Raw genomic sequence first — 23,059 nt, forward strand, 5'->3', positions numbered from 1 at the left:
GAGAGGATACAATTTTATCCTCTCTTGTTTTTATTGTTTTGGATATAACCCTTGTAAAAACGTAATGGATTGTACAATTAACTCCTTCAGCACGTCCACTTCAATATCCGCAACTTTGTTAATATACACGCATGCTTTTCCGCTCGTGTGCTTGCCGAATCTCTCCAGCAACTGCTCCCGTTCAGCATCACCTGTTGCAAAATATAAGCTGATCTTCGCCTTGCGCGGTGAAAATCCCACAAGCGGCGCGTCCCCTTCATGACCTGTTTTATAAACATAATGATAGGAGCCAAACCCGATAATGCTTGGTCCCCACATCTTCGCCTCATATCCTGTAGTTTCAGAAAAAATATCAAGCAAACGATAGGCGTCCTCCCGCTTTTTTGTACTCTCCACGCTCTCGATAAATTCAATGACACTGTCATCAGTTTGCTTTGTCTTCAATTCATACATATGACTTCAGCTCCTGTCAATCCAATATCTCCGCCACTCGCCCGACTTGTCCATCCTCCAGCCGCACTTTAATACCATGTGGATGAAAGCTTGAATTTGTCAAAAGATCTTTGACAATGCCTTCTGTTTTCACACCGCTGCGCTGATCTTTCTTTAAGATAACTGCTACACGCAGCCCGGGTTTAACATCTGCTCGATTCTGTCCATTCATACTATAATCGCTCCTCTTTTTTTATTTAGTGTACCATGAATAGCTTTGGTTCGTTCAGACTGCATCTTGGTGCGGCGGAAAGATTTTTTCGTGCGGCAAGGAGTTCGTTACGTTCGGCGGTATTGTCTATTGGTGCACTTCTTTCGCAGTTTGGTGCGGCAGCGAAAGACTTTCGCTCACTCCGTCCTCCATGTACATCTAATGAACACAGCAGACAAGCATGATACAATGAAGGCTATCAAAATAGGAGGGATTAGTATGCGATTAACAGTATACTTAGCTGGGGAGATTCACACATCATGGCGGGAAGAAGTCAAACAACAGGCAGAAAAGATGCAACTGCCAGTCGACTTTGTCGGACCAATGGAGGATCACGACCGGTCTGATAACATTGGAGAAGAAATCCTGGGGGAACAGCCTGATGCAATCTTTAAAGATGCTGCGGCTTCAAGCTTCAATAACTTACGCACTGAAATACTTATGAAAAAGTCTGACGTCGTCATAGCGCTGTTTGGAGAGCAGTATAAACAATGGAATACTGCAATGGATGCAAGCGCCGCTGTTGCATACGGTAAACCGCTCATTTTAATACGCCGGGAAAGTCATCATCATCCGTTGAAAGAACTATCACGTAAAGCGCATGTCACTGTAGAAACGGTCGATCAGGCTGTACGGGCACTGCAATATATTTTTGAATAAACATTTCAGGACACAGCCCGCTGTGTCTTTTTTATTGGAAGATAGCATAAAGAAAATCGGCCGTCAGGAGAAACTCCCTACTGAACTCCATTCAAATAGTGTAAAAAATAATCCGTATATTCCATACGCCCTAATCCTGCTTCAGATGATAGAATAGAAGTATAGGAACCATCAGAAAGGGGCAACCGAATGTTGCGAAAAAAAGGTATTCGCCAGCAATATATAAATATTTTTATCGTATCATTGTTAGTGGCTGTAATTGGCATGGGCAGTATGTATATATATGTGAAAAATTCCTGGACAGAACTTGAAGAACAGCAGCAGGAGATCTTTAAGAAATCTGAATTAGTTGAACAAATGTCTAACTCTGTTCAAGATTTATTTTTTCGGATTCGAGGATATTATGCTTTTCAGATAGAAGATGAGCTGAATTCGGCCTACCAGGCAATAAAAGATATTCACACATACTCCAGACAGTATAAATCACTTAATCTCAATGCAGAAGAGCAACGTATAGTGGAGGAAATTGATAATTTTCTAGCCACTTATGAAGAAGTTACCTTACCAAAAGCCATTCAATTCGTGCAGGAAAATGACTATGAAGGATTGAGTGAATTCGCCAAAAGCGGAACCAATCTATCAGTCAACCAATTTATTCAGTTTTCCAGTGAATACTATGGCGATGCAAAAAAAACTCTCCAAGAAAATTATGATCAAATAAAAAAACAGACTAATCAATATTTTTTTCTTATCTCGGTATTAGGGTTCACATTTTTATTGATTCCAATTTTTATGGTTTGGAATGTGATGAACCGGGTAGTACGCCCCGTCGAAACCATTACACTTGTGGCAGATCAGTATGAAACGGAAGGCAAGATTTTATTCCAGCCAATAGACAGAGAAGATGAAATTGGTGCTTTATCGCAGGCGCTTCACAAAATGATGCAGCGCATCCAAACAAATGAACAGGAATTACTCGCTCAGAATGAAGAACTGATTTCCCAGCAGGACGAACTGTTCAATCGTCAGACAAAGATGGAGTATGCTTTATCGGAAGCACGATTCTCTAAAGTTCGTTTGGAACGCTATAACGGGCTTAGTCACTTGCTGTCATTTTCATTGGACAAACAAGAAGTCTGTGATCAAACATCTGAATACCTAAATACCATTTATCAATCAGACCTCAGTTTATTGTGGTTTCCTAAAAGTGATACCCATTCATTAAAAGGGATGTCTGAAAATATATTTGAAGAAGTGAAACAAGAGCGGATGGACTATTTCAAACTCCGATTGGAAACGGAATCTTATTTTGTCATTAAGCGTGAGGCCGATTACGAGAAAGGTGTCGCAGATCATATGACGTTCGTTTATGATTTTGTCACCGGTGCTTATAATTCTGAAAATCAATTAAGCATCATTGCTGTTCTCTCCCGAATAGGCAAGCCATTTACTGAAGAAGATCAGACCGACTTATACGGCTTGTTCATGCGAATTGCAACCGCTGTCGACCGAATCGAACAGCATGAGCTAATCAGTCATGAGCGGCAATTGAATCAAAATATTTTAGACAATATCAATGAAGGTATCCGTTTCGTTTCCACTAACAGCGATGAGGATAAATACAACGCTGCACTCTTCGAATTGTTGGGCATGGAACCTGGAACATGGCCGCGGGAGGAATGGACAGAACATTTCCTTCAGCAGATTAATGAGCCTGAGCAATATAGGACATTTTCAGAAGTAGCACTGAAGAAGGATAATCAGGAGATGAACCATTACACATATATTGTCTCGCTTCCTACAGATCAGTCACGCGTTATGAAAGTCTATAGCGTGCCGATACTGATCAACGGAGAAAAGGTAGGAACCATTTTCGTGCATCGGGATATTACACACGAACATGAAGTCGATCAGATGAAAACTGAATTAGTTTCCACGGTGAGTCACGAGTTGCGCACGCCGCTGTCCAGTATTTTAGGATTCTCTGAACTATTGCTGAATAAAGAGATGGATGAAAAGCGCAAGAAACTATATTTAGAAACAATTCAAACCGAAGCCAATCGACTGACTTCTCTTATCAATGACTTTTTAGATATTCAACGAATGGAATCCGGGCGTCAGACATATGCCGTAGAAGACGTTTCAATAGCCGAACTGGCAGAGCGGACAGTTAGCAGTCTATCCGTACAGACCTCTTCACATGCAATTAAATTCCAGGATGTCACTTGCACTTCTACTGTGGTCGGGGACAGAGGAAGACTGCTTCAAGTATTTAATAATTTATTAGGCAATGCCATCAAATTCTCTCCAGACGGTGGGGACATAAAAGTCACCCTGCTCAATCAGCAAGATAAAGTTGTCGTTTCCATTTCTGATCAAGGGATTGGAATTCCTCAAGAGGATATCAGTCACTTATTTGAGAAATTCTATCGTTTTGATAATAGTTTCAGCAGGAAGATCGGAGGCACAGGTCTTGGTCTATCCATTTGTAAAGAAATTATTAATAATCATAATGGACAAATTTGGATTGACTCGAAAGAAGACGTAGGCACTACTGTATTCTTCTCATTACCGCTTAAACAGCAGTTACCTAATGAACCAGTTAATTCAGAAAAACCTCTTGTGGTCGTAGTGGAAGATGATGTGAACATCGCTTTGTTATTGGGTGAAGAGCTCGCAAGCAATGGATTTTCTGTTGTACATCATGAAACCGTGATGACAGCACTTGAATGTATAATAAAAATGCAACCCGCTGCAGTGGTAGTAGATTTAATTCTGCATGAGGGAGAAACAGGCTGGGAATTAATCCGGCAAATGAAAGAACGGAAAGATACAGAATCGATTCCGATCATTATCTCTTCATCAGTGGAAAAGGAACCTCGGTTAATGGCAGAATTCCAAATCGATCATTATTTGACTAAGCCTTATCCGCTGCATAATCTGTCCGCGACGATCCTACAAAATATGCATCGTCTGGACGGCAGAATTTTATATCCTCAAAGTGATCAATCCGTAAAAAAATAAAAATAAAAAAACGTTCTTTCCAAAGAAATGGAGAGAGCGTTTTCCATTCTGACCGTCAGAAAAACGTTTTAAGCAATTCAATTAATTCATTGGGGCTAAAAGGTTTTGGCACAAAGTACGTAGCACCTTTTTCCATGGCGGCCTCTTGATCAGCCAGTTGCGCTTTCGCTGTCAGCATGACTACTGGTATTTGAAGATTCATAGGTTGGATTTTTTCCAGCACTTCCAGACCTGTCATATGCGGCATCATATAATCAAGGAGGACTACATCGTAGTGATTCTCCTGAATTTTCTTCAAACCTTGTAAGCCATCCACAGCTTCTTCCACTATGAAACCTTCAAACTCTAGTGTATCCGTAAGAAGCATGCGTAGTATTTCTTCATCATCTACAACTAGTACTTTCCTACCTGTATGTGTCACTTCCGAAGCGCCCCCCTTCCTCTTATTCTCTCTTATCAAATAAACGATTGGCCAGCTTATCAATACGTCCAAGTACCTCTGCAGGCTGAAACGGTTTGATGATATAGTCGTCAGCACCTAACCACAGGGCTGCTTTTATATCATTGGCACTCTTTCTGGCCGTCAGCATAGATACGGTTACGTTTGTTTTGGCATGATCGCTCTTCAAACTGCTCAATACTTCCAAGCCGTCCATTTTCGGCATAACACCGTCAAGCAGTACAATGAAGTAGTCATCCGGTGTATACCAGTCATCTTCCAAGAAAGCAGGGCCGTCGGAATAAGTTTTCACTGTAAATTCAATATCCGGTGATTTTAATTCCAGTAAAGTTTGCTGAAGAATCTGACGGATGAAGGAGTCATCATCTACTATAATCACCATTAATTTTCGTTTCACAGCAAGCTTTCTCTGATCATAGACGACTGTTTTATTTCTGCCCTCACGTTTAGCTTGATATAAAGCCTGATCTGCAGCAGATACTAATTCTGCTGTATCACCTTCGTACGTTGCGCTTCCAGCTGAAAAGGTAGCTTGAAACGTTTCCTCTCCCGAAGCGAAAGACATAGCATTAAACTTTGAGCGAATACGTTTTACTGCGTTGACAGTCTCTTCTGCCGGTAAATTTGCAAATAACAGGGCAAATTCTTCCCCGCCATAGCGGAATACATAGTCGCCCTCTCTTTTTTCTTCCCTAATAATTTCACCGAACTTGCGAAGTACTTCATCTCCCGCCGGGTGGCCATATAAGTCATTCACTTGTTTGAAATGATCTAGATCTACCATCACTAAAGAGAAAATCTTATCCAATTGATCAGCATTTTTTGCCAGGTTATTGATTGTTTCATCAAAATATCGGCGATTGCCGACCCCGGTTAGACTGTCTGTAATCATGCTACTGCTAATGGCACGCTGGCGCTGCTGCCGATTGAATAAATAAGGGAAAAAGATATCCATATCAAAGGGTTTTTCGATAAAATCCATAGCCCCTCTGCGAAAACTCTCAATTTTAAGATCCTTTGTCGCATGTTCACTGGATATAGCCAATGTCGTATTTTTCTGCCTGGCAGTCTCTGCTATTTGATCTAGAACTTCAAAGCCAGTCATGTCAGGGAGCTTATGATCAATAATCACGATGCTCGGTCGCATGGAATAAAATTGCTCAATACCGCGCTTTCCATTCAAGGAAATAATAACCTGTGCACCAAGTTTTTCGAGAAGCTCTTTTAAATACGATACAAATTCCAGATCATCATCAATAATTAAAATAAAGGTTTCCTGATCAAGATGGTTAACGTATTGATCCGGCAATTGAAACTCTTCCTTTTTCACAGCAATTGAGTCATCAAAATGAAGACGGATGCGATTCTTCAAATTTTCCAATGATGTCACGGGTATTTTCTGATCATTGGAAGAGGATAGGATCTCCAGCTGAGAAGCACAAAAAAGAGACAACTGTTGTAATCCGATGGTTCCGGATGTTCCTTTGAGTTTATGCAGAAAGTAGTACAGCTCACGCTCAGTTAAGCTGCCTCTCATTTCCCACTCATCAAAGATATTCTCTGTTCGCTGTGCCAGCATATCCTGGTATTTTTTTTGGCTCATTCTATCTATTTCCCCTCCGTTCATAGGAAGTATTTCCCCAACGGTCTCTACTTCAAGCACTGCTTTATATGATCTTTTATGGAAGAAAGCCGGAAACATTGGTTATCCCCTGTTTCCAGCTGCGACCCTATTCGTTTACTCTAAGCCCATTTCCTCAGTCACTACTTGTGAAATACGTTCAGCATAGTCTTTGCACAGTTCCTTTGTCGTTGCTTCTACCATGACTCTGACAAGCGGTTCTGTTCCAGAAGGACGAACTAAGATACGGCCCTGCCCTGCCATTTCTTTTTCCACTTCATTAATGATGCTGACAATACGCAAGTTTTCCATGACGGCATGTTTATCAGCCACCCGGATATTTACGAGTTTCTGAGGATATTTAGTCATTTCATTGGCCAAATCAGATAGTTTTCTGCCGGTTTGCTGCATAATGTTCACTAATTGCAATGCAGTGAGCAAGCCGTCGCCTGTTGTATTATAATCCATGAATATAATATGGCCAGATTGTTCGCCGCCCAGATTGTACTGACCATTGCGCATTTCTTCTACTACATACCGGTCACCGACAGCTGTTTGGATACTTTTCATGCCAAATTCTTCAAGTGCCTTATAGAAGCCTAAATTACTCATCACAGTTGAAACAATGGTGTCTGCTTTCAAACGTCCTTTACTATGTAAGTAACGTCCTACAATAAACATTATTTGATCGCCGTCTACTATATTTCCTTTTTCATCTACCGCAATGAGACGATCTCCGTCTCCGTCAAAAGCTAAGCCGATATCTGCATTTTTCTCTACCACCAGTGCAGCCAACGTTTCTGGATGTGTAGAGCCCACACCATCATTAATATTCAAACCGTTTGGCGAAGCACCCATCGTTGTTAAGTCTGCATCTAAATCAGCGAATACATGCGTAGCCAATACAGAAGTAGCACCATTCGCACAATCAAGCGCTACATGAATTCCATCAAAATCTTCATCCACTATTTGCTTCAGATATTGAATGTATTTCTGTCCGCCTTCGAAATACTCTGTAATCGTTCCTACCTGTCCGCCGACAGGGCGTGGTAACTGATCTTCTTTTTCGTTCAGAAGTTTTTCAAATTCTGCTTCCTGATCATCTGTCAACTTAAATCCGTCTGCGCCAAAAAACTTGATTCCATTGTCTGCCACTGGATTATGAGAAGCGGAAATCATGACGCCTGCCTGTGCATTCATTACTTTAGTGAGATACGCAACGCCTGGTGTACTAATAACGCCGAGCCTCATAACTTCTGCTCCTACTGACAGGAGTCCTGCGATTAACGCATTTTCAAGCATTTCACCGGAAATACGTGTGTCTTTACCAACAAGTACTTCTGCTTTTCCTTCAATATCTCTTGTGAATAAATAGCCACCAATTCGTCCTAATTTAAACGCTAATTCAGGTGTCAGTTCGGTATTTGCAACCCCGCGGACTCCATCTGTACCAAAATACTGTGTCATTTTAACTTCTTCCTTTCGATCATATCCTCATTGGATTATATCTGTTACCGTCAGGCCTTTGCTTCTGCAGCCCGTATGTCGAGTGTGGCATTGCGCACTGCCAGCTTCCATGTAATTCCTTTAGGCGCTTCCACCAGTAAGGAAGCTGCTTGCTGACCTTCCACTTTTACATTCGACGCATCTATATAGACTGAGATATCTGTACGTTTCATTTGTTCAAGTTCTGCTTGTGTGCCTGTCACTTGTAAGGAAACATTGCCGTTGGCCGGCTCCGCAATGGACGCTGTAAACGCAGAATCAAGATTGCGGATAGAGATGGGCACATCGCTCATTTGCTGGGTAACTTTCCCGGCAACTGTAACATTCTCTGCATTACTATCAACTGCCGGCGGAGATCCTTCCTCATCCTCCGGCTTTGCAGCAGATTCATCTGATTTATCTTGTTCATCAGACTCTGATGGCTCGCCGGCTATTTTCACTTGCACTTTTACTTTATTCGGCGTGACTTTGCTGACATCACTTGGCTTTTTAATCTCCACTTCCACTTTACCCGACTTACTGACCTTCGATAGATCCACTTCTGCCGGAATCTCTTTCACTGCATCCACCGCACTTTTCGGGCCGTAGACACGAACTGACTGCTCTTCCAGCGTCACACTTTCGACGGTCAGGTCACCGGCAGGCTTTCCTTTACGAATTAGCTTCAGTGGGATATCGCGGCTGTATTCCTGTACGTCCACCTTCACCGTTACTTCTACCGGTTCAACTGAGACAGACAGTTTATTTAAATCACGGTCAAGCACACGTACACGCGCTTTTTGCTCAAATGATTTGTCAATTTTATTTTCTCCTGTTACCGAAACTTTTACGAAGCTGATAGAATCAACAATACTCTTCGCTCCAGTGACATTTATGAAACCAGGCTGCACGTCCATAGCTTTCACTTCATAACCTTCCGCCAGCAACCTCGTGTTCATTTCAGGATCTATGCGGAATGATTGAGTGACCTTTTCTTCGATATTGACCTGAACGGTTGGCGGTTCAATTCGGACATCCAGTTTATCGGAAAGATTTTCTGGCTGGATCCGTACCGTATGTTCACCTAATGTTAAATCCTTCAAATCTAATTTCAGCGTAAAGTCTTTCAGCACCTTCGTTGTCTGCACAATATTGGCAGGACCTTCAATCGTCATATTGACCATATCAGGAACGCCTGTTACGACCAGATTGTCTGTATCGTAGTACACCTCTACGGGCACATCCTGAATTAGTGCGAATACATCATTGGCAGTATTGCGGTTCGATTGATCTTCGGCTCTCACTGAGAAAAACAGCGTAACCGCCAAGAACAGAGCAATCACACGGAGAAACCATGGGCTGTCTATAAATTTATCCATTTTTTCTCTTCCCCCACTTCCATAGAGAAGTATCCGCTTGTCCGGTTTCGCTGCCAAACCATGAAATCCTCAATAACTTTTCAAATTCATCCATATCTAAATGACGGTTGATATCCCCGTCCACCGTTAAGCTGACGGCACCTGTTTCCTCAGACACAATAACCGTTACAGCATCTGTCACTTCACTGATGCCAAGTGCTGCCCGGTGACGCGTTCCAAGTTCCTTAGAAATGAATGGACTTTCGGACAACGGCAAGTAGCAGGCTGCAGCGGCAATACGGTTCTTGGTTACAATGACTGCTCCATCATGCAGTGGTGTGTTAGGAATGAAAATATTGATCAGCAATTCGGATGAAATATGCGAATTCATCGGGATACCCGTTTCGATATATTCGCTTAAACCCGTTTCTTTTTCAATTGTAATTAAAGCACCGATTCGGCGTTTCGCCATATAACTCACCGATTTGCTAAACGCACTTACTAAACGGTCGCGCTCTTCCTCCTCCTGCATCGCAGTGCGTGCAAACAGGCGGCCTCTTCCTAATTGTTCAAGTGCCCGGCGCAGTTCCGGCTGGAATATGATAATCGCAGCTAAGAAACCCCATCGAAGAACTTCTTCCATTATCCACTGAAGCGTATTTAAGCCCAACCATTCCGTTACATAACGTCCGATCAGGATGACAAAAATCCCTTTCAGTAATTGGACAGCTTTTGTTCCTTTAATAATGGTAATTAATTTATATAGTACAAACCAAACTAGAAGCACATCCACAATGTTTTTCAAAATTTCCATTGGTGCTAATGTTGTTACCTGCTCCAAAACCGGCATGTGCTTCCCCTACCTTTTACAAAAGTTCTTATTCATACAGTATAGCATATTTTCCAGATGACATGCCTACATAAAGGGGGTACTTCTATTTCTTGGACGACAAAAAAGTGATGCGGGAAACTCTATGCCCGCATCACTTCATAAATGTTCAACTATCCCTATTCTGTTTGCTCTTTATCCCCTTTTGAAGAAGGAATCACATCTTTTGCAACAGACTTTATTTTGTACCAGAGCCAATCAAACACTTCATTGATTTCTTCACTGGAACCGGTAATGACAGCGGTGGAAGCCATATATTTCGAACCGCGTATCACGGTTACATCACCGTCAACTTCTCCTTCAATACGCAAATCACCGTTCTTCACAACAAGATCGCCTTTGACGATTTCACCAGCGGGCACTACAACCGTTTCACCCTCCACTACCACATTCGGCTGTTTGGTAAATGAAAATTGCTGTTCATTTTCAAAACTAGAGAAAAATGAAGCGCTCATAAGAATGAGAAACAGTGCCGCAGCAGCCATGATCGGATGCTGTCGAAGCCATCTCTTCGGCCCCGTTTTTACATTTTGCTGAGGCAATCTGGCTGTTACTCCACTTACAAAGCCTGTAGGTGCCTGGACAGTTTCCACATTGCCAAATAAGTTCACCGTCTGTTCCAACTCTTCCATCATAGTTCGGCATTCTTCACATGTGCTAATGTGTTCTGTTAAGATTTTTTCTTCTTCTTTTGTAATTTCACCATCTAACAACGCATGCATATAATGGACAACATGTTTAGGACATTTTTCCATGAATCCAACCTCCTACATACTCCCCATTTGTTGCCGAAGCGCTTCTCGCCCTCGGTGTACCCGTGTCTTGACAGTTCCTAAAGGCATTTCTAAGATATCAGCGATTTCCTGCAACTGTAGGTCTTCCATATATCGCAAAATAATAATTGTTCGGTATTTATCGGGCAGCCTGTTCACTTCATACTGGATACGTTCTTGCATTTGCATCTTTTCTACTTCTTCTTCCGGAAGCCGCTGATCTGCTGCGATCTGCGAATACATATCTAACCCTTGTGTACCCGGCACTTCCGCATCTAAATGATAATCCGGCTTCTTCTTGCGAATACGGTCAATACACAGATTGGTCGCTATTCGATAGAGCCAGGTCGAAAATTTCCGTTTTTGATCGTACGTCTCCAAATTCACATACGCACGTACAAATGCTTCCTGTGCAATATCCTCTGCTTCCGCTGCGTTATTCAGCATACGATAACATACTTGATACAGCCGATGCTGAAAATGAATGACAATCTCTTCAAAAGCTTCTTGGTTGCCATCCAGCACTTCTTTGACACGCTTTGTAATCAATTCATCCAATAGGCTTCACCCTCCGCTCTATGCGGCTGTCCCTTTGTATACGTTACAGACTTCATTTGGTTTCATTTTTTCTTCACTTTTTTATGTCCACTACTACAATATCATTTTTCGGACAGTTGGTGATAGGAAAATCTCCACAAAAAAATGACTGAAACCAATTGGCTTCAATCACTTATGTAATTACAATAACTTTTCACCGAATAATGAACCCATCAGTCCCACTGCTACATCTGCGGTTTTATTGTATGTGTCGAGTATTGGATTCACTTCGACAAATTCAGCAGATGTGATTACGCCGGAATCTTCAAGCAGCTCCATCGCCAAATGACTTTCCCGATAGGTGATGCCACCTGGCACCGGCGTCCCGACTCCAGGAGTATAAAGAGGATCAAGCCCATCTAAATCCAATGAAAGATGGACACCATCTACTTGACGTGATGCTAAATAGTCGAGCGTTTTCTGTATAACGGCGGACATACCATAGCGATCGACCTCATGCATAGTGAAGACTTTTACGCCTTTTTCTTTGATCAACTTTCGCTCACCCGGATCTAATGCCCGCGCCCCAATAATGACAATGTTTTGCGGATCAACTTTCGCTCCATCATGATGTACATTGATCAAATCTTCGTGGCCAAGCCCCATACTGACGGCTAGCGGCATCCCGTGAATATTGCCCGATGGAGATGTTTCACTAGTGTTCATGTCTGCATGCGCGTCATACCAAATGACGCCTAACCGTTCATAGTGTGCTGCCAAACCGGCTAGCGTACCAATTGCAATACTGTGATCTCCGCCAAGAACTAAAGGAAACTTCTTATCTTTTACGATGTTTGAAATAGCGGCTGCCAGCTCTTCTGTTGCTGCTGTGACTTCTTTTAAGTTCTTTAGACCCGAATCTTCACAATGATTTTCCTGTATCGCAGAAATAGCAATATTACCTTCATCTGTTACCTGGTGACCAAGTTCCCTCAGACGTTCTGCTGCACCCGCATACCGAATTGCACTAGGTCCCATATCCACTCCCCTGCGGCTCTGACCGAAATCCACCGGTACACCGATCATCGAAATATCCAGCTTCAGCATTAGCTATTCCCCCTTTTGCTACCTTTTTTGACTCTCCCGCGTCCCCTTCGCTTCCACTAACGTAGTCGGCCGTCCAAAATAATAACCTTGCCCTTCTCTGCATCCTAAACGGTACAGCATATCTGACTGTTCTTGTAACTCGATACCTTCTGCTACAACGTTTAAACCCGCTGTATCTGCAAGGGTGACAATCGCCTTAACAATTGCCTGGCTGTTTTCATTCTCTAAAATATCGCGCACAAACGCCATATCAATTTTCAATGTATCTGCAGGTAGCTCTTTAATATAACTGAACGTGCTGTAACCTGTTCCAAAGTCATCGATTGCAACAGTAATACCAGCTCCCCGCAGCTTTTGGATGGAGTCTTTCATTCCTTCCATATCCATGAAAGAACTTTCCGTCAGTTCCAGCTCCAACATGTTAGCAGGCACACCATATTCCTCCATGATCTGAAACACCGAATCCACAAATCCGTCTTCTTTCATTTGAATGGTCGAAACGTTAACCGCAAACTTGCAAAAAGAATTCTCCGCAAGCTCTTCTGCTGCCCGTTTGCAAACTTCCCGCAAAATCCACTCGCCAAGCGGAACAATGATTTTGGTTTCTTCTGCAAGGGGGATAAACTTCATTGGCGGTATAATTCCAAGATCCGGGTGGTTCCATCGAACAAGAGCTTCCACTCCTGTGAGTTCACCTGTACCTAAAATCACTTTAGGCTGATACTCCAAATAAAAATGCTGGTGCTGAACACTTTTCCGTAATTCATTTTCCAATAATATTCGCTCTAACGACATTTTAGAAGTTCCATGCTGATACATCTCACTGTCACCACCGCCGCGAAGCTTCACTTTTCCAAGAGCTAAAGTAGCTTTGGTGACCATTTCAGATGGCTGATTCGCATGCTCAGGGTACATAGAAATACCGCAGCTGATGGACAGCGAGTAAGACTGCTGGCCGACTTGAATCGGCTGTTCCAAATACAAACGAATATCTTCCGCGTAATTGTAGATATCAGTTTCTTCTGTAAAGCCAGTCACGATGAACGCAAATTCATCTCCCGCAGTTCGCGCCAGCAAACTTTCAGGACCCGTTTTTTTCTTCAGGCGCTCGCCAACCATCGCCAGCAAGTAATCCCCTGCTTCATGTCCCAATAAATCGTTGGCATAGCGCAAACGGTCAATATTGATGTGCACCAACGCAAAAACTTGATTACGAGTACGCGCCCGCTCAAACGCCAAAGCCAATTGCTCGCGAAAAGAGTTGCGGTTCATCAGTGAAGTAAGCTGATCATTGTAAACCAAATAACGAATCTTTTCTTCGGACTTCACTCGTTCGGTTACATCTCGCATAACAATCAGCAGCTGATCCTCGTAATCTACCGAACCCTGCACTTCGTTCAGCTTGGCCTCCATTATATGGATACCGCCCTTCACGTCTAGCAATGAATACTCTAAACTGATCGTATGCTTGTTATACCCACGAAACTGCGACACTTTTCTCTCGACTTTCTGACGGTCTTTCTTATAAATGAGAGAGAATAATGAATCCGCATACAGACTGTCCAAAGAATATCCCAGTAACGTCCCAAATGAAGGAGATACGTATTTGAATTTCCCATCGCGATCAATAACCGCAATGAAGTCAGATGCGTTTGCCGTAATAATTTCATACAGTTCTGCACTTTTACGTATTTCTTCTTCCATTAACTTCCTAGCCGTAATATCGTATCGAATAGATATATACTGATATGGTTTACCTTTTTCATTTAAGAACGGAACAATAGTTGTATCTACCCAATAAAATGAACCGTCTTGTTTCCGGTTTCGTATATCGCCGCGCCAAGTTTTCCCGCTTCCGATCGTAGCCCACATGTCTTTAAAAAAGGAAGAGTCATGATAACCCGAATTGACGATCCGTTGATTAGCGCCAATCAAATCTTCCGAAGAATACTGAGAAAGCTTTTCAAAATGTTCATTTGCATATCGGATCGTACCTTGGGGATCAGTAATAGAAACGATTGCTGCCTGTTCTAAAGTGTAAGCTATATCCCCAAGGACTTTTTGTAAATCTAATTCACTATCTGAGTCAGCAAATCTTTTCACACCTTCTATAAAATGTTGCATATCTATATCACAATCCCTATGTTTATATATTTTCTTATCAACCTACAAGAGAAAATACCTATACGTAATATTAATTATTATACACGATTAATCGTTCTCTTCTAGATGCTTATGCAAATAAAACAACAAAAAAACCCTTCATTATTGTGAAATAATAAGGATTTGACACATTTCTTTTCAATTGTTATAAGTACCTTTTTAGAAGGTAAAATGGCTGGGGTAGCTGGATTCGAACCAACGAGTGACGGAGTCAAAGTCCGTTGCCTTACCGCTTGGCTATACCCCAACGTGATGCTTGGTTATGGTTAAAAAGGTAATAAGTAAAACAAACATGGTGGTGGGGGACGGATTCGAACCGCCGAACCCGGAGGGAGCGGATTTACAGTCCGCCGCGTTTAGCCACTTCGCTACCCCACCGTGTTAAAATTGCGATGAGCTTCGCATTACTGCGTCAGCTGCACTCGCTCAATCAGTCACGTACTTAGGTACGCTCCTTCATTCTCTCAATTGCTTCCTTGTTCTGCTCGCTCCTCCCAATTTTAACGGGATTTGCGATGAGCTTCGCATTACTGCGTCGCTTGCACAGGATGTGCTGACTTCGATGTTGCCACAGGACGTGGCGTTCTTAATCGAAGATCCTTTAAGTCAGTCACGTACTTTAGTACGTTGCTTCCTTGGAGTTAAAAAAAGTTGGTGACCCCTACGGGATTCGAACCCGTGATACCGCCGTGAAAGGGCGGTGTCTTAACCGCTTGACCAAGGGGCCAAAATAAAAACGTTCTCATGGAGCTTCCAGCCGGGCTCGAACCGGCGACCTCTTCCTTACCATGGAAGCACTCTACCTGCTGAGCTATGGAAGCATAAAAAAATGGCTCCGCAGGTAAGATTCGAACTTACGACCGATCGGTTAACAGCCGATTGCTCTACCACTGAGCTACTGCGGAATAGTTAAATTGTTAATTGCTATCTCTAACGACAAAAATCATTGTATCACGTTTATTAAAGACGTGCAACCTTTTTTTATATAATGCCTCGAACCTTTTTTATTATATAGCGGACTGGGCATATGCGTCAAGACTTTTTCATATAGTATTTTATCTGAATTCAGCAAATCCCTCCCACTTTTATAAATGGAGGTATGTATTCAAGTTATTTTTTCTTTACAGCGGGTATTCAAACGGCCGCTGAATCCAGATAAGCCTCCGGCGGATGTCATGGATTCTGCAGGAGTTAGTGCCGGAACGAATCAAAATTCAGACGCAATCACACCGAGGCGTGATTGATACTCTACTGTCATAAGGAGATCGGTATGCTGAAGAAAATCATCCTAATTTCTATTCTTAGTCTGCTATTCATTTTGTATCTGCCTAAAATCACTGCACAGCCTTCTTCTTTAACAGCAGTTTTTCGCCTTGCGGAACATCCTACAGTTATCGTAAGAGGTATTCAAGGTTCAACCGCAACAATAGATATTTCTTTTGGTGAGCAGGAAATTGAAGAACTGGTGGACCAGCTGTCACAGCCTTATCCTCTGCTCTTTATAGACAGTGACTGGGCTTTGCGTTTCCCCCATATTGTCGAAAAAATGAAGAAGCGTTCTATTCCTGTTGCATTACTCGGACAAGTGGGCGAGAAATATGAAGAAAATCCTTCTTTGTTCAAACAGCATCTCAACCAGTTCGAAGAGGCCTTTGAAGTCCGTCCGCTTTGGTTTCGTACTGCTGATGAAGTCTTTCCGCAATCATTACTTCAGTCTGTGAATGAAGCAGAAATTAATGCACTCGGTTCAACTGTACAATGGACTGGTGGAAATCTGCCCAAAAAGACTGCAGGTGAGATTATCGCTGTGCCTCATCATCGCGAAGAACGTGTACGCCTGAAAGATATCGAGCGTTTATTAGCCAGCCGCCCGTTTCAATCGGTAGAAGATTTATTGTTTCAGTCTACTGTTAAAACTAAAAAACTGCCAAAATAAAAACCGATGGGAGATGACTCCCGTCGGTTTTCATTTGGCTTTGGCCGGTTTTTGTTGTTTTACTTTCTTTCGTTCACTGCGTCGCTTATCCAGCTCTGCTTTATCTATATCTGATTGCCTGTTATATTTCGGTAAAACTAGCAATTGAAAAGCATTTACTGCAAGTAACGGGAATAGAAGAATAGCGACCCATTCATCTCTGTTTCCGGATTGGACCATCAGAGCCGGCAGCCATTCGAGCGTCGTGATGACGATCATAAAGAACAGCGCGGAAATAAGTGCGTGTTTCTTAGTCCACTGTGCTTTGAAATAGGCGGTTACAGCAGATACAACAACCAATGAGATGAGCAGGAAGATGTACAAGAATGTCTGTCCTGAACTTGCTTCAGATAATTTAAAACGGAAGACAACCAGATCAAACAGTACAACTGCGATAATCAGCATCTGTACCCAGTTCCATAATGTTAACGTACGGAACATATTCACGCCAAATTGGTGAACAGTCAGATACGCAAAAAAGCCCATTTGTGCCACAACACTCATGGTGAAACCTAAAAAGATCATCCATAAGAAAGCACCGGTAAACTGCCATATTTCGCCTGCCTGTATATATCCAAAAAAGAAGTTCCAACGTACGATTAAGCCGACAATGGCTGTAATCCCACCGCCGATTGCCATAGCGCGCAAGAAAAATTTAACCCAATTTCGTATTGTCACAACACTGTTCCCCTTTTTTTCATGTCCCTAACAGTGTATCAACGATTCTCCAAAAAATCTATTTCATTGAACGAATCATGCATATTCCTGCTGATATTGTGAACAATAAATGAAAATACAAGCGGAAGGTTGATTGGAATGAAAAAAATTTTAGGTCTTCTCCTATTCCTTGTATTCCTGGCGGGTTGCAGCGGAGGACAGCAGGCAGGTCCAAGCTATGACGAAATGAAAAAGATGATGACAGATGCGATCCAGACGGAAGAAGGAAAAAAAGCGCTGCGTAAGTTAATGACAGATCCAGAATTCCGAGAGTTACTCGTGCTGGAACAGCCTGAAGTAAAACAAAGTATCGAAAACGTACTGCTTTCCAAAGAGGGCGAAAAGTTTTGGAAAACTGCGTTTGAGGATCCAAAGTTTACGGAATCTATAGCCAAAAGTATGAAAAAACAGCAAGCCGATATTATGAAAGATTTAATGGGCGATGCGTCATTTCAAAAAGAAATGGAAAAGTTTTTCGGCCAGCCTGATATGATGAAGCAAATGGAAAAGGTTGTTAATTCCAGCACATTAAAAAAAGAGATGGAGAAAGCGGTGGAAGATACGATTAATAGTCCTCTAATGCAGGCGAAATGGCAGCAGCTCATTATGAAAGCGGGCAAAGGGACGGAAGAGGCAAACAAGGACGATAAAGATGAATCAAGCGGCGGTGAGGAAAAAACAGGCGGAGGAAAATAAATTCCTCAGCGCCTGCCGTCAATTATTTATTTAGTGCTTTTTCCAATTACCGTATCGGCTACCTGCAAGTAGATCTTCCCGATTGGATGATCCTCTGCATAGACAGATGGCGCAAATTCTGTTTCATTCCAGTCTGGCTGACCCAGTGGAATCTGTCCCAAAAGCTCCGTGCGAAGTTCTTCAGACAGACGCGTACCGCCGCCTTGTCCAAAGACGTACTCTTTTTCGCCGGATGATTTTGATTCGAACCACGACATATTCTCGATTACGCCGAGCAATTCATGATCCGTCTGTAAAGCCATTGCTCCTGCACGCGCTGCTACGAATGCTGCAGTCGGGTGCGGTGTTGTTACAACGATTTCTTTTGACGCTGGAATCATTTGGTGGATATCTAGTGCCACATCACCCGTTCCTGGTGGCAAGTCCAGCAATAGATAATCCAGCTCGCCCCATTCAACATCGCGGAAGAATTGATCCAGTACTTTACCCAGCATAGGTCCGCGCCACACAACTGGTGCGTTGTCCTCTACGAAGAAGCCCATGGAAATTACTTTGACGCCAAAGCGCTCAACCGGCATAATGCGGTCTTCTCTCACTTCCGGCATAGCCGTAATCCCCATCATATCAGGCACACTGAAACCGTAAATGTCAGCATCGATCAAGCCGACTTTTTTGCCGCGTCTTGCCAAAGCTACTGCTAAGTTTACAGATACAGTAGATTTACCAACTCCGCCTTTTCCAGAGGCAATGGAGATAAATTCGATATTAGATAAAGGAGATAAAATATCCTGTGGCTCAGCCTCTGTTACCGTCCCGCGAAATTGCTCAAGCACTTCTTTGGGCAGCTCTTCAAAACGAATTCCAACAGAGTCTGCTCCTGCCTCTTTCAAAACGTCCACTACTTTCGATTGAAGCGCTAATTGCTCACCGGTATTCACTTTCGCAATTGCTACTTTGACACTGACGTGTTGCTTTTCAGGCTTGATGGTTACGCCAACAATACCATTTGTTTCTGCCAGTGTTTTATGTAAAAACGGATCTTCCAATGCGCCAATCAATTCACGGACTTGTTGTTCATTAATCACATTCAACACTCCTAACTAAATTCATTCACTCCCCCTCAGTATATCATATTCCCTATTGTCTAAACTCTCATTTGCTCACTGTTCTTCTGCATGCTCATATTTTACAATGCCATCAACAATTGCAGCTGCTACCTTTTTCTGGTATGCCGGATCTGATAATAACTTTCTTTCTTCCGGATTTGATAAAAATCCAGTTTCCACTAAAACAGCAGGAACAGGTACTTTCTTCAGCAAATAGACGCCTGTAATTTTCATGGCTTCACGGTCCGTATTCTTCAACTGATCCCGTAATTCACCCTGAATAGATGTCGCCAGCTGTTTGCCCGCCGGATTGCCATCTGGATGGTAAAACACTTGCGAACCGCGCCAACGTTCTTCCGGAATTGCATTTACATGTACACTAATGAACATATCAGGTTCCAACTCAACCGCCATACTTTCACGTAATTTAAGATCTGCAAATTTTCGGTTTCTAGTTGAATTAAATGTTTCAGACGGTGCGTGTTCAGCAATTGCGTCCCCTTCCTTTTCACGTGTCATTTTGACAGTCGCACCTTTTCTTTCAAGTAATTTCCTTACTTCGTGGGAAATACTCAGTGTGATGTCTTTTTCTATGACATCTTCCGCTGACGCTCCTCCATCCTCTCCTCCATGTCCAGGATCAATCAGAACACTCACCCCACCCAATTCAGCCGGCGTAAAAAATCCCCGATCCGATGCCTTTACGCCATACCATAGCCCGCCCAATGAAAAAAACAACAGCAAACCTGCCGCAAGCCATTTCTTCATCCATACACCGCCTTTTTCTTTCACTATACGCTTGGACCTTTTACGTTATGAATAGGCGCGATCAAATAAAGCCACAAGAGCATCGATCCGCTCCTGTGGCTTTATTCACATATTATTCTTTTGCTTCATCGCTGTAAAAGAGATCAGCCTTCATACCAGCGTCTTCACAGCGTTTGACAGACAGCTGAGCGTACTCGCTGGATAGCTCAATTCCGAGCCCTACTCCATAATGTGCCTCGACTAAAGCGGAAGTTCCGGAACCGGAGAACGGATTCAAAATCCTGCAGTATATTTTGACATCTGAAGAGTACTATTCAAGTTTTTTATATCGCTCCAGTATAGAACGAGTATTCGTTTTAAGCAATTAGCCATCTGCAGCATAGACGCCATAAAAAAAGCGTCAGAAGGAGAACATTCTCTCTCTGACACTTCTTTTTTATTCTGTTTTACCTTCCCAAGCAAGCATGCCGCCTGTCATGTTCGTCACGTCAAAGCCTTCATCCGCCATTATTTCCTGTGCTCTTCCGCTTCGGCCGCCTGAACGGCATACGAGAATGTACGGTGTGTCCTGATCTAGATCGTGCATTTCAATAGGTAGATTACCAAGTGCAATATGCGTTGCCCCTGGGATCATTCCTGCTGCCACTTCATCGTCCTCCCGTACATCGATCAGATGCAGTTCCTTGCCGCTTTCTAATTGCTCTTGAACTTCTTTTGCTGTCAATTCTTTCAAAGCCATGAGTTGTACCCTCCAAAATATCTAATATATCTTCATTCTATCCCGCCTGTTGAATGATTGTCTATTGAAACGAACCGATACTTTGCTACACCAATTCACTTGGCGTATGCCCACGGTTTTCCCACAGTCTTGTGGTGTTGGCAACCTCTATGACCGTCGGAATATAGCGCTCGGCTTTTTCAACAGGCAGACCAAGACGGCCAAGGAATTCCGAAAGCTCTTTCGTAAATTCCCCACCGCTCATCTGCAAATCCTGTACGAGTTCTTCTACTTCTTCTTCGATATCAACAGAAGCATCAAGTTCTTCCTTCATCATTTCTATCAGACGTTCCTGCTGCGGTGTCCTCTCGAAATAAAACTGATCCGTATAGGACAGCAATTCTTCTTTCTCCGGCACATAATACGGTTTTCCGTCTGTCACTTCTTCCAGTGCTTCCTTTTCATTGAATACGTGGAGCACTTCCGCAACAAACGCATCCGCATAGACATGAACAAATCGTTCCTCCAGCTTTTCCTTTACAGATTGTTCATTGACAAAGGAAACCATCCTCTCCAATGAAATTCCGTCCTCTGTATAAAGGTTATAGATTTCTATCGCTTTTTCGAACGGCGTCACACCATAGATGTTTGTGCAGGCCGCTATATAATCGAGCAACAAATCTTCGTTAGCAACTTTCATTCAGGTCACCTCATTCAATTAGTAGAAATTCTTTATCCGTCAATTGTAACAAATTTGTTTACAGAGTACAGGAACCCAAAACATTTCCCAGAACTTTGTCATATGCAGCAATAACTGAATATCCTATAGAAACATATAACTATCAGGGGGAATTCTATGGGAGCTATTACAGGAGAAGAATTCATTCAGAGGATTGATCAGCTGAAAACAGAAATTTGGCTGGATGGTCAACGGATAGAGGGACCAATTTCTCAACATCAAGCGTTCAAAGGACTTCTTAAAACGAAGGCGGCTCTTTATGATTTGCAGATTCTTCCTTCTAATTTATCAACCATGACATACGAATCACCGACCACCAAAGAACGCGTGGGTCTGTCTTACTTACAGCCTAAAACGAAAGAGGATTTGCGTAGCCGCCAGCAGATGATGACACAGTGGGCGCGTGTATCTTGCGGCCTACTCGGAAGAAGTCCTGACTATCTCAATTCAGTAATTATGAGTTTTGCATGTTCTTCCGCTTACTTACACGGTAAAGAGAAGTGTTTTCCAGAACATATTCAAGCGCTTTACGAACGCGCAAGGGACAGGGATTTATCCTTTACTCATACATTCATTACGCCGCAGGTCAATCGCTCCCAAAGTTATTTTGAAATGACAGACGAACCGATTTCCGCCAAGATTGTCGGCAAAACTGCTGAGGGACTTGTCATTAAAGGCGCCAGATTACTTGCTACACAAGGCGGCCTAACAGATGAAGTACTCGTCTTTTCCGCACCCATGTTTCTGGGAGATCCTGATGAAGCCTTTGCTTTCTCGATTCCTTCAGACACGAAGGGATTGCGTTTCATTTGCCGTGAATCCTTTGTCGGCGGAGAGTCGGGTTTTACTTACCCGCTCAGTTCCCGATTTGAAGAGATGGACTCGATTGTGGTATTCGATAATGTAGTCGTTCCGTGGGAGTGCGTATTCTTTTATGAAAACTCCGAAGTGGCAGCAGATTTTTTTTCGATCAGTTCCTTTCATCCATTTGCGATTCATCAAGTGATTACGAGACAGGTTGTCAAAGCGGAATTTATGCTTGGATTAGCCGAACAGCTTGTAGAAACAATCAATGTCGCAGAGTATCAGCATATACAGGGGAAGCTATCTGAAATTATCATCGGTCTCGAAACATTGAAAGCACTGCTGGATAAGTCTGTACAGGACGCTTCGCTTGATCAATGGGGATTCATGCGCCCAAGTCTCACTCCTTTGCAGGTCGCCAGCAATCTTTCACCGAAGATTTTCCCGCGTTTCAGCGAAATCATTCAGCTGATCGGCGCAAGCGGCATGGTGGCACTGCCTACAGAAAATGACTTCCAATCCGCTATTGAGCCGGATCTCGCAAAATACTTGCAAGGCGCCACGAAAACAGCAGAAGAGCGTGTGAAGATTTTCCGTATCGCCTGGGATCTGACGATGAGTTCATTCGGTTCGCGCCAGACCCAGTACGAACGGTACTTTTTTGGTGATCCCATTCGTCTGGCCAGTCAGCTTTATAGGGCTTACTCTAAAAAGGATGGAATGAGTTTGCTAAGTCATTTGCTGGATTCGTAATGC

The 23,059-nt window shown here is 42.9% G+C and carries 22 protein-coding genes and 5 tRNA genes; 5 read left to right on the top strand and 22 right to left on the bottom strand.

Annotated features, from left to right (window positions below; translation table 11 throughout):
• Positions 1-30: 30 nt before the first annotated feature.
• Complete coding sequence (locus tag Q1J64_RS08090) at positions 31-453, bottom strand: DUF1801 domain-containing protein (RefSeq protein ID WP_301108563.1); 423 nt, start codon at positions 451-453, stop codon at positions 31-33.
• Positions 454-469: 16 nt separating this feature from the next.
• Complete coding sequence (locus tag Q1J64_RS08095) at positions 470-664, bottom strand: YwbE family protein (RefSeq protein ID WP_301108564.1); 195 nt, start codon at positions 662-664, stop codon at positions 470-472.
• 258 nt (positions 665-922) lie between these two features.
• On the opposite strand from Q1J64_RS08095, the gene Q1J64_RS08100 reads away from it, so the two are divergent.
• Positions 923-1,363, top strand: a complete 441-nt coding sequence (locus tag Q1J64_RS08100) for a YtoQ family protein (protein ID WP_301108565.1) — start codon at positions 923-925, stop codon at positions 1,361-1,363.
• Between the two features lie 189 nt (positions 1,364-1,552).
• Complete coding sequence (locus tag Q1J64_RS08105) at positions 1,553-4,387, top strand: ATP-binding protein (protein ID WP_301108566.1); 2,835 nt, start codon at positions 1,553-1,555, stop codon at positions 4,385-4,387.
• A gap of 55 nt (positions 4,388-4,442) precedes the next feature.
• Here Q1J64_RS08105 and Q1J64_RS08110 read toward each other — a convergent pair whose 3' ends face one another.
• From Q1J64_RS08110 to Q1J64_RS08175, 14 genes are all read right to left on the bottom strand, one after another.
• Positions 4,443-4,808, bottom strand: a complete 366-nt coding sequence (locus Q1J64_RS08110; protein WP_301108567.1) for a response regulator transcription factor — start codon at positions 4,806-4,808, stop codon at positions 4,443-4,445.
• A gap of 22 nt (positions 4,809-4,830) precedes the next feature.
• Positions 4,831-6,450 (bottom strand): diguanylate cyclase, encoded by a 1,620-nt coding sequence (locus Q1J64_RS08115; RefSeq protein ID WP_301108568.1) that lies wholly within the window; start codon positions 6,448-6,450, stop codon positions 4,831-4,833.
• Between the two features lie 135 nt (positions 6,451-6,585).
• Entirely contained in the window at positions 6,586-7,935 is a 1,350-nt protein-coding gene (gene glmM, locus Q1J64_RS08120; protein ID WP_301108569.1) for a phosphoglucosamine mutase, read from the bottom strand.
• Positions 7,936-7,985: 50 nt separating this feature from the next.
• Positions 7,986-9,332, bottom strand: coding sequence for a CdaR family protein (locus tag Q1J64_RS08125; protein ID WP_301108570.1), 1,347 nt, complete (start codon positions 9,330-9,332; stop codon positions 7,986-7,988).
• Positions 9,325-10,161, bottom strand: a complete 837-nt coding sequence (cdaA, locus tag Q1J64_RS08130; protein ID WP_301108571.1) for a diadenylate cyclase CdaA — start codon at positions 10,159-10,161, stop codon at positions 9,325-9,327. Before cdaA ends, Q1J64_RS08125 begins: the two co-directional genes overlap by 8 nt.
• Before the next feature lie 158 nt (positions 10,162-10,319).
• Positions 10,320-10,955, bottom strand: coding sequence for a zf-HC2 domain-containing protein (locus Q1J64_RS08135; protein WP_301108572.1), 636 nt, complete (start codon positions 10,953-10,955; stop codon positions 10,320-10,322).
• Positions 10,956-10,967: 12 nt separating this feature from the next.
• On the bottom strand, positions 10,968-11,531 hold the full coding sequence (gene sigW / locus Q1J64_RS08140) for an RNA polymerase sigma factor SigW (RefSeq protein WP_301108573.1): 564 nt from the start codon (positions 11,529-11,531) through the stop codon (positions 10,968-10,970).
• Between the two features lie 180 nt (positions 11,532-11,711).
• Positions 11,712-12,617, bottom strand: coding sequence for an arginase (gene rocF / locus Q1J64_RS08145; protein WP_301108574.1), 906 nt, complete (start codon positions 12,615-12,617; stop codon positions 11,712-11,714).
• An 18-nt stretch (positions 12,618-12,635) separates the two neighbouring features.
• Positions 12,636-14,741: a sensor domain-containing protein gene (locus Q1J64_RS08150; RefSeq protein WP_301108575.1), complete on the bottom strand. Its 2,106-nt coding sequence runs from the start codon at positions 14,739-14,741 to the stop codon at positions 12,636-12,638.
• Positions 14,742-14,952: 211 nt separating this feature from the next.
• Positions 14,953-15,027 (bottom strand) — tRNA-Gln (locus tag Q1J64_RS08155).
• Between the two features lie 46 nt (positions 15,028-15,073).
• Positions 15,074-15,158: transfer RNA gene (locus tag Q1J64_RS08160), tRNA-Tyr, on the bottom strand.
• A 274-nt stretch (positions 15,159-15,432) separates the two neighbouring features.
• Positions 15,433-15,507: transfer RNA gene (locus Q1J64_RS08165), tRNA-Glu, on the bottom strand.
• 18 nt (positions 15,508-15,525) lie between these two features.
• Positions 15,526-15,601 (bottom strand) — tRNA-Thr (locus tag Q1J64_RS08170).
• A 9-nt stretch (positions 15,602-15,610) separates the two neighbouring features.
• Positions 15,611-15,685 (bottom strand) — tRNA-Asn (locus tag Q1J64_RS08175).
• A gap of 365 nt (positions 15,686-16,050) precedes the next feature.
• On the opposite strand from Q1J64_RS08175, the gene Q1J64_RS08180 reads away from it, so the two are divergent.
• Positions 16,051-16,716, top strand: a complete 666-nt coding sequence (locus Q1J64_RS08180) for a polysaccharide deacetylase family protein (protein WP_301108576.1) — start codon at positions 16,051-16,053, stop codon at positions 16,714-16,716.
• 30 nt (positions 16,717-16,746) lie between these two features.
• On the opposite strand, the gene Q1J64_RS08185 is transcribed toward Q1J64_RS08180, so the two are convergent.
• Positions 16,747-17,433 (bottom strand): KinB-signaling pathway activation protein, encoded by a 687-nt coding sequence (locus tag Q1J64_RS08185; protein ID WP_301108577.1) that lies wholly within the window; start codon positions 17,431-17,433, stop codon positions 16,747-16,749.
• A 138-nt stretch (positions 17,434-17,571) separates the two neighbouring features.
• Between Q1J64_RS08185 and gerD the strand changes: the two genes are divergently transcribed.
• Positions 17,572-18,168, top strand: coding sequence for a spore germination lipoprotein GerD (gene gerD, locus Q1J64_RS08190; protein WP_301108578.1), 597 nt, complete (start codon positions 17,572-17,574; stop codon positions 18,166-18,168).
• Positions 18,169-18,194: 26 nt separating this feature from the next.
• Here gerD and salA read toward each other — a convergent pair whose 3' ends face one another.
• The 5 genes from salA to Q1J64_RS08215 form a co-directional block, all read right to left on the bottom strand.
• On the bottom strand, positions 18,195-19,253 hold the full coding sequence (salA, locus tag Q1J64_RS08195; RefSeq protein WP_301108579.1) for an iron-sulfur carrier protein/transcriptional regulator SalA: 1,059 nt from the start codon (positions 19,251-19,253) through the stop codon (positions 18,195-18,197).
• Between the two features lie 75 nt (positions 19,254-19,328).
• On the bottom strand, positions 19,329-20,042 hold the full coding sequence (locus Q1J64_RS08200) for an N-acetylmuramoyl-L-alanine amidase (RefSeq protein ID WP_301108580.1): 714 nt from the start codon (positions 20,040-20,042) through the stop codon (positions 19,329-19,331).
• A 112-nt stretch (positions 20,043-20,154) separates the two neighbouring features.
• On the bottom strand, positions 20,155-20,319 hold the full coding sequence (locus tag Q1J64_RS08205) for a hypothetical protein (RefSeq protein WP_301108581.1): 165 nt from the start codon (positions 20,317-20,319) through the stop codon (positions 20,155-20,157).
• Positions 20,320-20,478: 159 nt separating this feature from the next.
• A complete protein-coding gene (locus tag Q1J64_RS08210; protein WP_301108608.1) occupies positions 20,479-20,775 on the bottom strand; it encodes a rhodanese-like domain-containing protein in 297 nt (98 codons plus the stop codon).
• Between the two features lie 91 nt (positions 20,776-20,866).
• Positions 20,867-21,460: a hypothetical protein gene (locus tag Q1J64_RS08215; protein WP_301108582.1), complete on the bottom strand. Its 594-nt coding sequence runs from the start codon at positions 21,458-21,460 to the stop codon at positions 20,867-20,869.
• Between the two features lie 156 nt (positions 21,461-21,616).
• Here Q1J64_RS08215 and hpaB point away from each other — a divergent pair, with 156 nt between their 5' ends.
• Entirely contained in the window at positions 21,617-23,056 is a 1,440-nt protein-coding gene (gene hpaB / locus Q1J64_RS08220; RefSeq protein ID WP_301108583.1) for a 4-hydroxyphenylacetate 3-monooxygenase, oxygenase component, read from the top strand.
• Positions 23,057-23,059 lie beyond the last annotated feature (3 nt).

Source organism: Sporosarcina sp. (assembly GCF_029257255.1).
Lineage (GTDB): Bacteria > Bacillota > Bacilli > Bacillales_A > Planococcaceae > Sporosarcina.

Bases quoted from the DNA above. Each gene is read 5' to 3' on its own strand.
- Q1J64_RS08200 (WP_301108580.1), bottom strand. From the start codon at position 20,042: ATGAAGAAATGGCTTGCGGCAGGTTTGCTGTTGTTTTTTTCATTGGGC.
- Q1J64_RS08090 (WP_301108563.1), bottom strand. From the start codon at position 453: ATGTATGAATTGAAGACAAAGCAAACTGATGACAGTGTCATTGAATTT.
- Q1J64_RS08125 (WP_301108570.1), bottom strand. From the start codon at position 9,332: ATGGATAAATTTATAGACAGCCCATGGTTTCTCCGTGTGATTGCTCTG.
- Q1J64_RS08105 (WP_301108566.1), top strand. From the start codon at position 1,553: ATGTTGCGAAAAAAAGGTATTCGCCAGCAATATATAAATATTTTTATC.
- Q1J64_RS08135 (WP_301108572.1), bottom strand. From the start codon at position 10,955: ATGGAAAAATGTCCTAAACATGTTGTCCATTATATGCATGCGTTGTTA.
- Q1J64_RS08095 (WP_301108564.1), bottom strand. From the start codon at position 664: ATGAATGGACAGAATCGAGCAGATGTTAAACCCGGGCTGCGTGTAGCA.
- glmM (WP_301108569.1), bottom strand. From the start codon at position 7,935: ATGACACAGTATTTTGGTACAGATGGAGTCCGCGGGGTTGCAAATACC.
- rocF (WP_301108574.1), bottom strand. From the start codon at position 12,617: ATGCTGAAGCTGGATATTTCGATGATCGGTGTACCGGTGGATTTCGGT.
- Q1J64_RS08150 (WP_301108575.1), bottom strand. From the start codon at position 14,741: ATGCAACATTTTATAGAAGGTGTGAAAAGATTTGCTGACTCAGATAGT.
- Q1J64_RS08180 (WP_301108576.1), top strand. From the start codon at position 16,051: ATGCTGAAGAAAATCATCCTAATTTCTATTCTTAGTCTGCTATTCATT.
- Q1J64_RS08100 (WP_301108565.1), top strand. From the start codon at position 923: ATGCGATTAACAGTATACTTAGCTGGGGAGATTCACACATCATGGCGG.
- Q1J64_RS08215 (WP_301108582.1), bottom strand. From the start codon at position 21,460: ATGAAAGTTGCTAACGAAGATTTGTTGCTCGATTATATAGCGGCCTGC.
- gerD (WP_301108578.1), top strand. From the start codon at position 17,572: ATGAAAAAAATTTTAGGTCTTCTCCTATTCCTTGTATTCCTGGCGGGT.
- Q1J64_RS08115 (WP_301108568.1), bottom strand. From the start codon at position 6,450: ATGAGCCAAAAAAAATACCAGGATATGCTGGCACAGCGAACAGAGAAT.
- hpaB (WP_301108583.1), top strand. From the start codon at position 21,617: ATGGGAGCTATTACAGGAGAAGAATTCATTCAGAGGATTGATCAGCTG.
- cdaA (WP_301108571.1), bottom strand. From the start codon at position 10,161: ATGCCGGTTTTGGAGCAGGTAACAACATTAGCACCAATGGAAATTTTG.